Here is a 14,385-nt window from a genome sequence, read left to right on the forward strand (position 1 = left end):
TTCGATCGGACCGGCTCCCGTGGTCACCGGAGGCTCTCCTGCCGCCGGAACAGGAACTCCACCAGCGTGATCAGCGACCGCAGCGCAGCACCGCGGTCACGGGCGTCGACGGCGACGAGTGGGGTCTGCGGGGCGAGATCGAGCGCCTCGCGCACCTCGGACAGCGGATATCGCTCCGCGCCTTCGAACTCGTTCACCGCCACCGCGTACGGGACACCACGCTCCTCGAGCACCGACAGCACTTCGTCGGATCGATCCAGCCGCCGCGTATCCACCAGCACCAGGGCGCCCAGCGCGCCACGGGCCAGCTCCTCCCACAGCGGGACGAACCGCTGCTGTCCCGGCGTACCGAACAGGTACAGCGCCAGCTGCGGATTCAGCGTGATCCGGCCGAAGTCCATCGCCACGGTGGTCTCGGTCTTGCCGGTGAGCCCGGCCATATCGTCGACGCCGACGCTGGCCTCGGTGATGGTCTCCTCGGTGCGCAGCGGCCGAATCTCCGAGACGGCGCCCACGAAGGTGGTCTTCCCGACGCCGAAGTTCCCGGCGACCAGCACCTTCACCGACCGGGTGACGGTCTCGGCCACATAGTCGACGTCAACCGGCGAGAGTGCGGAGCCCATCGAGCACCTCCTCGAGCAAGGCGAGTTCCGGCTTCACTTCGGCCGGGGTCGGGCTGAACAGGTGGCCGCTGTCGAGCAGATCGGCGGCCACGATCTTCACCACCGAGGCGGGCAGATCGAGGTAGGCGGACAGTTCCGCGATGGACAGCGCGCCCCGACGGCTGCACAACAGCAGGACCCGCCGGGCGTCGGCGCTCAGGCCCGGCTGCGGTTCCGCGCTCGCCCGGACCAGCGTCACCAGATCGAGTTCGCGGCTGGCCCGCACCCGCCCACCGGTGCGGACATAGGCCCGCACCAAGTCCGGGTCCCGCCGCCCGCGGGTCATGCCGGTCCGCCTCGTGGCGCGGCGCCGAGTTCGCGGCCCACCCGGCCGGCGAGCTCGTTCATCCGGTGCGCCACGAGCTCCAGGTCGACATCGGCGGTGGTCGCCACGCCGAGCAGCGCGCCGAATCCCGCCGCGGTGATCAAGATCATGCCCTGGTCGTATTCGGTCATGTTCTGCCGGACGGCATTGCCCGGCCCACCACAGAATTCGCCGAGCGCCTTCCCGAGTGAACGCAGCCCGGACGCGGCGGCAGCGAACCGTTCGGCTTCGTCCTTGACGACCCCCCGCGAGTGGGCGATCCGCAGGCCGTCCTCGGACAGCAGTACCGCGAACCGGACACCGGTGATCTCGAGATCCTCGAGCAGCCATGCCAGCCGGTTCGTGCTGTCGGCCACTGGTGTGCTCATTTTGCTGACCTACCCTTTCGTCGTACCCTCGGCCGCCGCCGCACGGCCACTACGCGAACCGCTGTACCAGGCAGCGGCGAGGTCGGGGCGAGCGGGCGCCGAGTCGGCCGGCGCGTCCTGCGGTGCGGCGGCGACCGCGCGGCGCCGGCGCTTCGGCAGCCCCCCACTGGTGATCTCGTGTACCTCGGCGACTCCCGAATCCGCCTCGGCCGACGGCTGCGGCACCGGTTCCGCGGCGGGCGCCGGGGCAGGTGGGGCCGGTTCCACGGCCGGGGCCGGGTCGGGCGCCGGGGCCGGCGGGACCCGTTCCTCCCCGGGTGCGACCATCAGTACCTCCGGAACGTAGACCATCGCACGCATACCGCCGAAGATGTTCGGCCCGTCGATGTGCACGGCGAAGCCGTACCGGCGGGCGAGTGCCGCGACACCGGGGAAGCCCACCTTCGGTGCGGGCCCGAGGTCGTGGATGTCGACGGCCTTCTCCCCGGCCAGCACGGCCCGGGCCTCGTCGAGCTGCTCCGGGCTCATCCGGACACCGGCATCGTCGATGATCACCGTGATGCCGTGATGGCCGTGCTGGAAGCCGACATCGACGAAGGAGGTCGGTGGCGAGTACCGCAGCGCATTGTCCAGCAGCGTGGCCAGGGTGTGCACCAGCGGCTCCACAGCACGGCTGATCACCACCCGGTCGCATTCGGCGGCCCGGACCCGCAGGAAGTCCCGGACGCGGCCGGTGGCACCGCCGACGACATCGGTCAGCGACTGCTGTGGCCAGCGGCGGCCCGGCAGCCCGCCGGAGACGATCACATAGGACTGCGCCTGCCGGATCATCTGCTGCACCGTGTGATCGATCCGGGTCAGCGTCTCGTAGACGGCATCGTCGCGGTGCTCGCGGAGCGCCGAGCTGACCACCTGCCCGACGTCGGCGCCGAGGCTCACGACCGAGGTCCCGAACGATCGGACCGCGGCGCTGGTGGCCACTCGCGCGGAGTCCGCGACCTCGGCCCGGACCCGCTCCTCGACCTGTTCGGCGCGGGCCTCCGCGGCGCGGACCTGCTCCTGCGCCGAGCGGATCCGGTCGTCGGCCTCGTCCATCGCCGCCCGGGCCCGTTGTTCGGCGTACCGTTCCACGGCGGTCGCGGTCTCGGCCTGCACCATGCGCAGGTCCTCCCCGTGCCGGGTGGCCAGACCTTGGACGAGTCCGGCGAATCGCGACTCGGCGAGCCCCGCCGGGACTTCCACGGTGACCTCCGGCGCGGCACGGTGCCGCACCGCCTCGGTGATCGCCGGCAGCGTCGTCTCGTGCAGACGTGCCAGCGCGTCCTCGCAGGCGACCCGGTCCCGCTCCAGCGCATCCACCCGGATCCGCAGCCGGCGCTCGTTCCGCATCGCGAAGATCGCCACGGCTACGGCCACGATCAACAGGGGCGCCCCGATGCTGATCAGCAGCACGGCGATATCTGAGTTCATCGGTTCTTTCGTCGTCGACGCCGGCCATGCCTCACCCGGACCGGTGGGCCTTCCCGGACCGCCCGGGAAGCATTCGCCGATGATCCGCGCAGGCAAGATCATCGACGACTCGCCCACACTAGCAGCTGTCCGATCGGCCATGCTCGAATCCACCGACAGGACTTCATCATCGGCAGAAATCCGGTCACCGGCCCGCCCGCCGCATACGGGACCGCCGGTACCGGATACCATCCCCCGCGTGGCGAAATTGAAGGTGTCCGTCGATGTGCCCCTCTCCCCCGACGAGGCCTGGAAGCATGCCTCCGACCTGCCCGAACTGGGTACCTGGCTGAGCATGCACGAGGGCTGGCGCGGTGAGGTGCCCGCCGACCTGTCCCCCGGCACCGTGCTGGTGGGCGTCGCCCGGGTGAAGGGTTTCCGCAATCGGGTGACCTGGACCGTGCGCACCAGCGAACCACCGCACCGGCTCGTCCTGGCCGGTTCCGGCATCGGCGGGACCAAGTTCGGCCTGGGGCTGCGCGTGGAACCCCGCGACGCCGGTTCCCGGGTGCTGGTCGACCTCGAACTCGGCGGGGCCCCGCTGTTCGGGCCGGTCGGCTCCGCGGTCGCGAAGGCGATCAAGGGCGACGTCCAGGCCTCCCTGGACGCCTTCGTCGCCCGCTACGCCTGAGCGCGCCCGGGCGGCCGGATCCCAACTGCACCCGGAAAAGTTTGGGACACAATCACATCTGCAGCCGTTCCGGTCCCGGCTCCGGCCACCTAGGCTGAGGCTGCCGTGTACCCACGACGAGGCGCCCCACCATGTCCCGGATTCTGCAGACCCAGTCGCACATCACGATCGGTGCCGGGGCGGCCGTGACCCATGCCGCCCTGCGGCAACCGACCGTGTGGCAGCTGCATCCGCTGTGCCGACGGGTGTTCGACGACAGCACACCGAGCGGCCCGGTCACCACCGAACTCGACCTCGGTGGCTACCGCGCGACACTGGCCTGGTCGATCTACAGCGATCACCGCCCGCACCGTTGGGCGGTCACCGCCCGCACCCTGGTGACCACGGAACTCGGCGCGGTCCCGCTGACGGCCACCGTGTTCTATGCCCTCGAATCGGACACCCCGGACCGGTGCCGGGTCCGTCGTTCGATGCTCACGGCGCTCACCGACGACCGTCCCCTTCCCCACGTCTTGTGCGACGCCGCCCGGGACCCCACCCCGCACGACCGGTTCCTCATCGCGCTGCAACACCGGCTGGAGCAGCAGCCGCCCGCGCCGCCCGCCAATCACCGAATTCGCTGATATCGCGCCCGGCTACCGCCGCCGTCCCGTCGCAGCCGAAGCCCGTGACCCAGGTCCCGTCGTCGAGTTCCACCGCACCCAACTGCATCGGCGGCGGTAGCCGCGCGAGAAGCCTGCCCAGGGCGGCGGGTGCCAGCAGCCAGCGTTCACCGGCGATCGAGACACCACTGTTCCCGTCCGGCGCACGGAAGACAGCCGGCTTCGGCGGTTCGGTGGGCAGCTCGGTCATCCGATAGCGCGGCGCTGTCCGGACCGATCCGCCCCATCGCGCACCCAGGTCGACGAGCTGATGGGCCAGTGGCTGCCCCCGCAGGTGCGCACCGAATACCACAAGTTCCGTGACCGGTGCGGCACCGGCCGGCCAGGGTCGCTCCGGCGCCCGGCAGCCGGTCACCAGGGCAGCGATATCCAGGGCGACGGCGTCGTGGAAGGCCCGGCCGAACACGGTCACGCCGAACCGGGCGGCGCCGTCACGGCCGGCGGGAACGGTGACGGCGCACAGATCCAGCAGGTTGCAGAAGTTGGTGTAGGTCCCCAGCCTCGAGTTCACCCCGATCGGATCGGCCGCCACCGCGGCTATGGTGGGCTGGTCCGGCACGGTGGGCGCCAGCAGCACATCCGCTTCGGCCATGCCGCGCATCGCCACCACCCGCAACTCGGCGAGCCGGGCCAGGTCACGGACCATCCGGTACGCGGGCAGCTCACCCGCCGGGCCGATGATCGCGCGGACCGCAGGATCCACCGCGTCGGGGTGTGCGTCGACGAATTCGCCGACCGCAGCGTAGCGCTCCGCCACCAGAGCGCCGTCGTAGAGCAGCCGGGCGGCAGCCAGGAACGGTGCCGGATCCACGGTCACGATGCGGGCACCACGGTCACGCAGCCGCCGGACCACCGCGTCGTAGGCGTGCCGTTCCGGCTCGCCGAGGTCCGGCAGGTCGGCGAAGACGGCGATCACCGGCTCGGGAGGTGCGCCGTACGGGAGATCCGCAGGCCATGGGCGGTCCGGGGCGCCGGCGGCCAGCACCGCCATCGCCCGGTCGGCGAGGGTGAGATCCGCGGCGAAGATCGAGACACAGTCGAACGACCGGCAGGCAGGCACCACTCCGGCGGTGTCGACGACGCCGACGGTCGGTTTGATCCCGACGACGCCCTGTAGTGCCGCCGGCACCCGCCCGGACCCCGCGGTATCGGTTCCGATCGCGATGTCGGCGGCGCCGGTGGCGACCGCCACCGCGGATCCGGAACTCGAGCCGCCCGCGATGTACTGCGGCCGGCGCGCATCACGCACCACACCGTACGGCGACCGGGTGCCGACCAGACCGGTGGCGAACTGGTCCAGGTTCGTCTTGCCGACGACCGTGGCGCCCGCGTCACGCAGAGCCGCGACTGCTGCGGCATCGCGGTCCGGGGTGTAGGCGAATTCGCGACATCCCGCGGTGGTCGGGATCCCCGCCACGTCGACATTGTCCTTCACCGCCAAGCGCAGCCCGGCCAGCGGCCCGGTCGAGTTCGCCAGGTCGGACCGGACATCGGGCTCCGGCCGCCGCGAGATCCAGATCGTCATCGCTGCTCCTCCTCGTTGTGATGTTCGGCCAGTTCACCGGTGCTGCGCCAGGATTCGCGTTCGGCGGCGAAGGCCGCGGACTGGCGGCGCCGGAACCGGGCTATGGAGCCGGCGTTCTCGGCCAGGAACCGGCGGTGGTCTGCGAGCCGGAATTCCCCTTCCTCGGTGGCGAGTTCGCTGCGCCCGGCGGCCAGATCGGCGCGCAGCCCGAGCAATTCCTCGGCCTCGACCGGATACCAGCGGATGCGGTCGAAGAAGCGCAGCAGCCAGGGGGTGCGCCGGTGCCGGTCCCGGCTCCAGACCTGGGTGGTGCGGCCGACGAATTGGTAGCCGCCCGGCCCTTCCATGCCGTAGATGCACAGATAGGCGCCGCCGATCCCGACCGCGTTCTCCGGTGTCCAGGTACGTGCCGGGTTGTACTTGGTGGTGACCAGCCGGTGCCGCGGGTCGGTCGGGGTGGCCAGTGGTGCCCCCAGGTAGACATCGCCCAGCCCGAGCACCAGATACTCGGCCGCGAACACCGTGTCGAAGACATCTGCCACGGTGCCGAGCCCGTTCATCCGGCGGATGAACTCGATGTTCCAGGGGCACCACGGCGCATCGGCACGCACACCGTGCATGTAGCGCGTGATCGCCTCCCGCGTGGCGGGGTCGTCCCAGGACAGCGGCAGGTGGACGGTGCGGCTGGGTACCACGAGGTCGTCGGCCGGAGGCAGCGCCTGTTCGGCCTCGGTGAGCAGATCCAGTGCGGCGCCGACGGCCCGGCGGTCCGGGTCGACCCGGATCTGCAGGGATCGCACACCGGGAGTGAGCTCGACGATCCCGGGGTCGGCGTGGGCCCGCAGGTGCCGGTGCAGGGCGTGTACCCGGGCGCGCAGCGTCAGATCCAGGGTCATCTCGCCGTATTCGACCAGGATTCCGTCGTCACCGGCTCGCCGGTAGGTGATGTCGGTGCCGTCGGTCGTGGCGTGCCGGCGCAGCACTCCGTCGTCTCGGTCCCCACCGGTGGACAGCACATTTGCCCAGCTCCCCCGCCGGTCGGGGCCGAGTGAACGCAACGGGGCAGCCCGGTTCGCACGCACCGCGACGAACCGGACGGTGTCCCCGGGACAGAGCTGACCGAGCTTCCACAAGTCGGCGGCGACCACCGTTACCGGGCAGACGAATCCGCCGAGGCTGGGACCGTCCGGACCGAGCAGGATCGGCGTATCGCCGGTGAAGTCGAGCGCGCCGACGCTGTAGGGCGTGTCGTGGATGTTCGAGGGGTGCAGTCCGGCCTCACCACCGTCGGTGCGCGCCCACTGCGGACGGGGGCCGATCAGCCGGACACCGGTGCGGTCGGAGTTGAAATGCACTTCGTATGCCGTACCCAGGATCGTGTCGACATCGGCGCGGGTGAAGAATTCCGGCGCACCGTGCGGGCCCTCGGTGACGGCCAGCTCCCAGGTGCGGGTGAGCACCGGTTGATCGCTGCCGCAGACGCGCCTGGACGGGCGGCTGCCACCGGGTCCGACCGGCAGCCGGTCACCGTCGACCAGCGCCCGCCCGGTGCCGCCGCCGAAGCCGCCCAGGGTGAAAGTGGAAGCACTGCCCAGATACTCGGAGACCGCCAGGCCACCGGAGACGAGCAGGTAGCATCGCATGCCCGGTCCGGTGATCACCCCCAGATCCAGCGTCGCCCCCGCGGGAACCCGGATCGGCCGCCACATCGGTGCAGGCCGGCCGTCGACCGTGACCGGCACCGGCGCACCGGTCACGCACACCCAGGTCTCGTGCGGGAACTGCAGCGCGGGACCGGACATCGTGCATTCGAGTCCCGGCGCTCCTTCGACGTTGCCGAGGGCGCGATTGCCCAGCCGGAAGGACAGATCGTCCATCGGCCCCGAGGGTGGCACCCCGACATGCCAGTAACCGGTGCGCCCCGGCCAGTCCTGCACCGTGGTGAGCATCCCGGCCCGGAGCACGGCCGCCTCCCGGGGTGCCGCTGCGACGGCCGGTGCCGGATGCACTGCGGCGGCGGTCATCGGGTCACCACCATCCGCACCGGAGTCGGATCGAAACCGTTGCACGGGTTGTTGATCTGCGGGCAATTGGACACGAGCACCAGAGTGTCCATCTCGGCCCGCAGCGACACCGTCTTACCCGGTGCGGATCGGCCGTCCACGATGCCCAGCGAACCGTCGGCGTCGACCGGTACATTCATGAACCAGTTGATGTTCGACACCAGATCCCGTTTCGCCAGTCCCCGGCGGGCGCCCTCGGCCAGAAAGTTCTCCACGCACGCGTGCTGGTGCCGGGTGTGCGGACCGTACCGGAGGATGTTCGATTCCCGCGAGCACGCACCGGCGATGGTGTCGTGGTTGCCGACTTCGTCGGCGACAACGGTCATCAGCGGCGCACCCGAGTCGGTGCGCAGGATGCTGCCGGTACCGAGGAAGATATTGCGCTGCGCGGTCACGGTGGCCTGCGCGCTGTAGCGCTGCCCGGGATCGGTGGCCGAGTACAGCAGGCAGTCGACGGCCTGATTGCCGTGCAGGTCGACGATGTCCAGCCGATCCCCGGCCGCCACGATCGCCGACCAGGCGGCACAGGCGGGCACGGTGTCGTCGCGGATCACGGTGGCATCTGCGGTTGTCATGTCCACTCCTCTCGGTTCTGTGCGGCGGCCCACACCTGCTCGGTGACGGCCAGCGCACGAAGGTATTCCGGGTCGCTGCCGGAGTCGGACCCGGCTGGATCGCCGGGCCGGGCAACGATGTCCAGATCGGTGACCGGGCGTGGGTCCAGCGGGTGCACCGAGTTCGCGATCAGCACGATCAGCGGGAGCTGGAGCAGCAGCTCCAGATGCGCCCCGGCCGACGCCGATCCGATGGCGTCCACGGTGCCGTCGGCGGCGACTCGGACGCCCCGGAAGAACGACACCGACGGGCCGATATCGCGCGCGGTGCGCCCGTACTTGGCGGCGGCCAGGCAGAGCAGGTCCCGGCCGGCCGAGCTCGGCCCGCACAGCGCGTCGTGGTGGCCCGACGTATCCGCCACGACGGTCGCCAGCAACCGCCCCTGGTCGGACAGCAGCGGGTGACCGACGCCGGGGTAGGCCTGCCACGGCACCTTGACGGTGTCCGCGACGTTGAAACGCTCCCAGGGCGCATCGGCCCGCATCAGGAACACGTGTGCACAGGCGGCTCCGTCCGGGTCGGTCAGGCGGAGCCGGGTGCCGCGCGCCAGGATCGCGGTCGTGTAGCTCTCGGCGGGAACTCGGTCCAGCCAGGTGGCCTGCTCGGCAGGGACACCGTCGGGCAGCGCCGGTAGCTGTGGGGACGCGGTGGCGGCCTGGGCCCGGGCGTGTTCCCGGGCGCCCCGGGTCGATCCGGTCGCCGAAGTGGTCGGGGTGGTCATCGTTGCTCCTGTCGGTCGGTGGTCAGAGTCGTTGCGGAGCCGGTTCGGACGTTGCCTCCGGTGCCGTGGTGACGGTTGCGGCGGGCGGGGCGGGCGGAGCCGGGCGCAGCAGCACGACGAGGGTGAATACGGTCAGGGAGGCGAGCAGTCCCAGGAACGTCGGCCAGCCGTCGAACTCCGGCCCGATCAGGTCGTTCTCGACGTACAGCACCGTGTTGGGCACGCCGTACACGGTGGGAGTGAGCACGAACAGCATCAGCCGGACACCGAGGCCGGCGATGAGCCCGGCCGCTGCCGCTGCCGTGGTCACCCGCGCCGAGATGTGGGCGGCCACGAACGGCACGATCAGTCCGGCCAGCATCAGGTCGAAGGCGAGGGTGAGCAGAATGCCGGTCTGGGGCACGCGAATTGCGAAGAACACGGCAACCGCGGCAACCGGGATCATCGTAATGCGCACGTCCCGCAGCAGTGTGGTCTCCGCGGCCGGCCCGGTGCGGCCGGCGACGTTGCGCGCGGCCACCGCCGCGGTGCCGAGGATGGCGCCGTTCGCCGTCGAGCAGGATGCCGCCACGACCGCGGAGAGCACCAGGATCGCCAGACCGGCCGGGGCGTATTCGTCCAGCAGCGTGAGCAGCATCGGGCCGGACCCGAGATCGACCAGCCCGGCGGTCGAGATCGCCACCAGCGCATAGGGGATGCCGACCGACGCGGTGCCGGCGGCTGCCAGGAAACAGGCCCGCCGGGCCACCGCAGGCGAACGGGCCGAGAAGATCCGCTGCATGAAATCGATGGCGACGATGTCACCGATTCCGAGGGCGACCAGGGTCGCCCAGTTGATCGGTGCGCCCTGCGCCGGATCGGTGAGCTGTCCCAGATCGAACGGCCCCATCCCCTCGGGCATGCTGATCCCGTAGGTGGTGGCGACCCAGATCAGCAGGGCCGTCGACCCGGCCAGCGTGATCACCATCTGCGCGGCCGCCGTGTAGGCGTCGCTGATCATGCCTCCGGTGACCGTGTAGGTGAGCACGATGGCGACGATCAACAGCACCCCGGCCTCGTAGGGGACACCGAGGAAATGCTCGAACAGATAGCCGCCCGCGACGAGGTTGCCGGCCAACAGAATGCAGAAGCTGAAGATCATCAGCAGCGATGCGGTGAGTTCGATCCCGCGCCCGTATTTGATCCGATAGAAGTCGGGCAGGGTCAGCAGTCCCATACGGTTCATCGGCGCGGCGAAGAACAGGCCGGTCAGCAACAGGCACAGGCCGAGTCCGAGCGGTAACGCCGCGCCCGCCCAGAACCCCAGCGAGGCGGACAGATCCGTGTTGCCGAGGGTGGCGTTCGAATCCACCGCCTGACCCATCAGGCCTGCCGCGACCAGCGGCAGGGCCAGTGCGCGGCCCGCGACCAGGAAGTTGACACTGTCGCCGTGCACCTTGCGTGACACCAGCAAGCCGATGCCGATGACCGCGATCACACCGACCGCGATTCCGAGAATGATCATGGCTTCGGGTCTTTCGTCAGAAGTGAATACCTATCGGCCGAAAGTTTTCTCGGAATCGGGCACCCGGTGGTGACACCCAGGTATCCACCTCCCCGGGGGAGGTAAACAGGTCGTTGCCGATGTTTCTGTCGAGTGACAGTTATTCCGGGTGGCCCGCACCGGACCCGACACCGGGATGGGCGACAATGGAGCCGTGACACAACTCGGTCCGGGCCGCCCGCGCCTCGAACCCCGCCGACGGCAGGGCACGACGCCACGTGCCGAAATCCTCGACGCTGCTGCCGAACTGTTCACCACCCAGGGCTACGGCAACACCTCGACCCGCGCGATCGCCGATGCCGTCGGGATCCGGCAGGCGTCGCTGTACCACCACTTCGCCGCCAAGGACGACATCCTCGACGCGTTGCTGACCGACACCATCACCACCGCGCTGGACTTCGCCGCCGACCTGACGCAGCGCTCCGAGCCGGCGCATGTGCGGCTCTACGCCCTCGCCGTCTGCGATATCGGCCAGCTCTGCGCCGGTCGCTGGAATCTCGGCGCGCTGTACTTCCTGCCCGAACTGCACAGTGAACGCTTCGCCGACTTCCGCGCCCAGCGGGACCGGCTGCGGGAGCACTACGAGAATCTGGCAGCCGCGGTCGTCGCGGCAGCCGGTCCCGCCGGGGTACCCGGCGCACAGGCGCTGCCCTTCCGACTCGTCGAGTCCGTGGTCGGCCTGCGCTCCGACGGCGATCCGGTCCCGGACTCGACCCGGCGGGCGATCGCCGACGCCGTACTCCGGGTCCTCGGCTGGAGCGGCGATCTCGTTGCGGTCCGCGCAGCGGCCGCGGGCCTCGACGGGCTGCTGACCGCCGCGCCATAGAATCGGCTCGCCGACCGATTCCGCCGACGGAAGCGAGCAAGCCGATGACCGAGCTCACCGAATCCGATCGCACGCATCTGCAGCACGCCGTCGAGCTGGCGCGCACGGCCGCCACAACCGGGAACGCACCGTTCGGGGCAGTACTCGTCGACGCCGCCGGTGAGGTGCTGGCGGAGGGCCGCAACACCGTCGCGGACACCGGCGATGTGACCCGACATGCCGAAACGGTGGTGCTGACGGCGGCGGCCGGCCGCGACCTGCGTGGTGCCACCATGTACGCCAGCGGTGAGCCGTGTCCGATGTGCTCGGCCGCGATGGTGTGGGCACAACTCGACCGGATCGTCTTCGCGGCCGCGGCCCGCGATTTCGCCCCGCTGCTGCCGCCGGGACAACCGGCGTTCAGCCTGACCTGCGCAGAGGTGGTCGGCGCCGGAAACCACCCGATCGAGATCAGCGGTCCGCATCTGGGTGCCGCCGCGCTCGCGGTGTTCGACGCCCACTGAGCCGAGACCGGGCCCCGTCGTCCAGCGTTGAGCCGGCCTCCATTCGACGAGCCGGTGTCCTCGGGCCGCCCGGGTCAGCGCTGCGGAACCGATTCGAGCGCGTGCTGCTCGGCGACCGCTTCGGGGGTCCCCGGCACATGGGTTCCCCGTAGCGACTGCCCCTTCGTCTCCACCAGGAAGTAGGCCGCGACGATGCCGACCACGCAGGCGCCGCTCATATAGTAGGCGGGCACCAGCACGTTCCCGGTGGCTTCGATGACCGCCTGGTTGATCGCCGGTGCGGTCCCGCCGAACAACGAGGTCGCCACGTTGTACCCGATCGCCACCCCGGCGAACCGGACGATGGTCGGGAACATCGCGGGGAAGGTCGCCGAAATCGTCGCCAGCTGCGGCGCATAGAGCAGGCCCAGAATGGCGAACCCGACGATCGCCCCGGTGAGTGAGGTGCCGATCAGGTGATACACGGGGATCACCAGTACCGCCAGGGCCGCGCAGGAGAACAGCCACATCGGCCGCCGCCCGACCCGGTCGGACAACGCACCGAGGAACGGCAGCGTGACCAGCATCGCCAGCTGACCGAACAGCGGCACCAGCAGGGCGTCCGATTCGGCCATGCCCAGCGTGTCGCCGAGGTAGGTGGGTGTGTAGCTGAGCAGTGAGTAGTTCACCACATTCAGGGCGATCACCAGGCCGAACATCGTGACCAGGGGCCGCCGGTAGCGGGTGAACAGATCCTTGTACACGCCGGTGACAGCGGGCTCGGTCTCGTGCTTGTTCTCCACTTCCCGGAAGACCGGCGTGTCCTCGACCCGGCTGCGCAGATACATGCCGATCAGGCCGAGCGGGCCGGCCAGCAGGAACGGCAGGCGCCAGCCCCAGGACTGCATCGCCGCCTCGCCGAGCACATCCACCAGCAGCAGGGCCAGCGCATTGCCGAGCGTGAATCCGGCCAGGGTGCCCACTTCGAGGAAGCTGCCGTAGAAACCGCGCCGCCGGTCCGGTGCGTATTCGGCCATGAAGGTGGCGGCGCCGCCGTATTCTCCGCCCGCGGCCAGCCCCTGCACCATCCGCAGCAGATACAGCAGGATCGGCGCCGCGATGCCGATCGTCGCGTAGCTCGGGATCAGCCCCACGCACAGGGTGGCGGCGGCCATCAGAATGATCGTGGTCGCCAGGACCCGCTGCCGGCCGATCCGGTCCCCCAGCGGACCCCACACCATGCTGCCGATGGGCCGGATCAGGAAGGAGATGGCGAAGCCGAGCAGCGTGTACAGCACCCCCGAATCACCGTCGCCGGGAAACAGCGACACCGCGATGTGGGTGGCCAGGTAGGCGTAGACGCCGTAGTCGAACCATTCGACCGCATTGCCGATCGCGGAGGCCGCGATGGCACGGTGCAGGACCTTCGGCGCTACCTCGGTGTCGGCGGAACCGGACTCCTCACTCATGCGGCAGCCTCTCGTCGGGTTCGGGAGCTGTCTGGACGGCAGCTGCCCACCCTACGGGGCGCCGGACCCGGTGGCCGGGATCCGCCCGGCCACCGTGTCGGACGCGGAGTCCGGTGCCGGGTCAGGGCTTGCGGGCGACCGCCCCGTAGGCGGAGATGGCGCGCGGCGCACCGACCTGCGATTCGGCGGGCCGCCACTGGGTGATCGAGACGAATCCCGGCTCCTCCATCTCCAGCCCGTCGAATGCCGCCTCGATATCGGCCTGCGGGCGCGGGATGTACGGGTCACCGCCGGTGCCGGTGTAGTTCTCACAGAGGGTGACGTAGGCCTGGCTGTCGTCGGTGCCGTCCCAGAGGATCAGATAGCTTCCCGAGGGGACCTCCCCCACCACGGTCCGCACGATCCGGAGCATGTCCTCGTAGGACTTCGCGTGCCCGAGCACGCCCATGAACATCACGGCGATCGGTTCGTTGAAGTTGAGCACGTTCCGTGCGTCGGCGACGATCTGTTCCGGATCGTGGTAGTCGGAGTCGATGTAGGTGGTGACGCCTTCCGGCGTGGTGCTGGTCAGCAGCGCCCGGGCGTGGGTGAGCACGAGTGGATCGTTGTCGACGTAGACCACGCGGGCATCCGGGACGATGCCCTGCGCCACCTCGTGGGTGTTCTGCATGGTGGGCAGGCCGGTGCCGATGTCGAGGAACTGCCGGATCCCCTTCTCCCGGGCCAGGTAGCCGACCGCCCGGATCAGGAACTGCCGGGACTGCACCGCCATGGTGCCGATATCGGGGTCGACTTCCAGCCCGGCGTCACCGGCGACCTTGTCGATCTCGTAGTGGTCCTTACCACCCATCCAGTAGTTCCAGATCCGCGCGGAATGCGGGATATCGGTCCGGATCACCGGAGTGTTCTGCTCGGCCATGGGGCTGACTCCTCAGCGATATTTGCGGCGGTCCGGGCACACTTCCGGCAAAACCGCCGTGGGGC

Annotated in this window: 15 protein-coding genes; 4 read left to right on the forward strand and 11 right to left on the reverse strand. The window is 70.1% G+C overall.

Annotation, left to right across the window (positions count from 1 at the left end; genetic code table 11):
• Positions 1 to 23: 23 nt before the first annotated feature.
• The 4 genes from AC1HFH_RS16045 to AC1HFH_RS16060 are packed head-to-tail and all read right to left on the reverse strand — an operon-like array spanning position 24 to position 2,825.
• Positions 24 to 623, reverse strand: a complete 600-nt coding sequence (locus AC1HFH_RS16045) for a GTP-binding protein (RefSeq protein WP_480243583.1) — start codon at positions 621 to 623, stop codon at positions 24 to 26.
• Positions 598 to 948 carry a DUF742 domain-containing protein gene (locus tag AC1HFH_RS16050; protein WP_480243584.1) on the reverse strand — a complete coding sequence of 117 codons (351 nt, stop codon included), beginning with the start codon at positions 946 to 948 and terminating at the stop codon, positions 598 to 600. Before AC1HFH_RS16050 ends, AC1HFH_RS16045 begins: the two co-directional genes overlap by 26 nt.
• Positions 945 to 1,355, reverse strand: coding sequence for a roadblock/LC7 domain-containing protein (locus AC1HFH_RS16055; protein WP_480243585.1), 411 nt, complete (start codon positions 1,353 to 1,355; stop codon positions 945 to 947). The genes AC1HFH_RS16050 and AC1HFH_RS16055 overlap by 4 nt, the downstream gene beginning before the upstream one ends.
• 9 nt (positions 1,356 to 1,364) lie before the next feature.
• Positions 1,365 to 2,825: an ATP-binding protein gene (locus AC1HFH_RS16060; RefSeq protein ID WP_480243586.1), complete on the reverse strand. Its 1,461-nt coding sequence runs from the start codon at positions 2,823 to 2,825 to the stop codon at positions 1,365 to 1,367.
• 238 nt (positions 2,826 to 3,063) lie between these two features.
• On the opposite strand from AC1HFH_RS16060, the gene AC1HFH_RS16065 reads away from it, so the two are divergent.
• Together AC1HFH_RS16065 and AC1HFH_RS16070 are read left to right on the forward strand one after the other, a co-directional pair.
• Positions 3,064 to 3,495 carry a type II toxin-antitoxin system Rv0910 family toxin gene (locus AC1HFH_RS16065; RefSeq protein WP_480243587.1) on the forward strand — a complete coding sequence of 144 codons (432 nt, stop codon included), beginning with the start codon at positions 3,064 to 3,066 and terminating at the stop codon, positions 3,493 to 3,495.
• Positions 3,496 to 3,626: 131 nt separating this feature from the next.
• Entirely contained in the window at positions 3,627 to 4,118 is a 492-nt protein-coding gene (locus AC1HFH_RS16070; protein WP_480243588.1) for a hypothetical protein, read from the forward strand.
• Here AC1HFH_RS16070 and atzF read toward each other — a convergent pair.
• The 5 genes from atzF to AC1HFH_RS16095 are packed head-to-tail and all read right to left on the reverse strand — an operon-like array spanning position 4,051 to position 10,585.
• Positions 4,051 to 5,682, reverse strand: a complete 1,632-nt coding sequence (gene atzF / locus AC1HFH_RS16075) for an allophanate hydrolase (RefSeq protein ID WP_480243589.1) — start codon at positions 5,680 to 5,682, stop codon at positions 4,051 to 4,053. The genes AC1HFH_RS16070 and atzF overlap by 68 nt on opposite strands.
• Positions 5,679 to 7,706, reverse strand: a complete 2,028-nt coding sequence (locus AC1HFH_RS16080; RefSeq protein ID WP_480243590.1) for a 5-oxoprolinase/urea amidolyase family protein — start codon at positions 7,704 to 7,706, stop codon at positions 5,679 to 5,681. Before AC1HFH_RS16080 ends, atzF begins: the two co-directional genes overlap by 4 nt.
• The gene (locus AC1HFH_RS16085; RefSeq protein WP_480243591.1) at positions 7,703 to 8,320 is read right to left on the reverse strand and encodes an urea amidolyase associated protein UAAP2; all 618 of its coding nucleotides are present in this window, start codon (positions 8,318 to 8,320) and stop codon (positions 7,703 to 7,705) included. Before AC1HFH_RS16085 ends, AC1HFH_RS16080 begins: the two co-directional genes overlap by 4 nt.
• On the reverse strand, positions 8,317 to 9,081 hold the full coding sequence (locus AC1HFH_RS16090; RefSeq protein ID WP_480243592.1) for a DUF1989 domain-containing protein: 765 nt from the start codon (positions 9,079 to 9,081) through the stop codon (positions 8,317 to 8,319). The genes AC1HFH_RS16085 and AC1HFH_RS16090 overlap by 4 nt, the downstream gene beginning before the upstream one ends.
• A gap of 22 nt (positions 9,082 to 9,103) precedes the next feature.
• On the reverse strand, positions 9,104 to 10,585 hold the full coding sequence (locus AC1HFH_RS16095; RefSeq protein WP_480243593.1) for a sodium:solute symporter family transporter: 1,482 nt from the start codon (positions 10,583 to 10,585) through the stop codon (positions 9,104 to 9,106).
• 193 nt (positions 10,586 to 10,778) lie between these two features.
• Here AC1HFH_RS16095 and AC1HFH_RS16100 point away from each other — a divergent pair, with 193 nt between their 5' ends.
• The gene (locus tag AC1HFH_RS16100) at positions 10,779 to 11,450 is read left to right on the forward strand and encodes a TetR/AcrR family transcriptional regulator (protein WP_480243594.1); all 672 of its coding nucleotides are present in this window, start codon (positions 10,779 to 10,781) and stop codon (positions 11,448 to 11,450) included.
• A gap of 44 nt (positions 11,451 to 11,494) precedes the next feature.
• Positions 11,495 to 11,953, forward strand: a complete 459-nt coding sequence (locus AC1HFH_RS16105) for a nucleoside deaminase (RefSeq protein ID WP_480243595.1) — start codon at positions 11,495 to 11,497, stop codon at positions 11,951 to 11,953.
• Between the two features lie 74 nt (positions 11,954 to 12,027).
• Here AC1HFH_RS16105 and AC1HFH_RS16110 read toward each other — a convergent pair whose 3' ends face one another.
• Entirely contained in the window at positions 12,028 to 13,401 is a 1,374-nt protein-coding gene (locus tag AC1HFH_RS16110) for an MFS transporter (protein WP_480243596.1), read from the reverse strand.
• Between the two features lie 121 nt (positions 13,402 to 13,522).
• Entirely contained in the window at positions 13,523 to 14,320 is a 798-nt protein-coding gene (locus tag AC1HFH_RS16115; RefSeq protein ID WP_480243597.1) for an SAM-dependent methyltransferase, read from the reverse strand.
• Positions 14,321 to 14,385: the final 65 nt, after the last annotated feature.

The sequence above is a fragment of the Nocardia sp. KT25-26 genome (assembly GCF_056627695.1).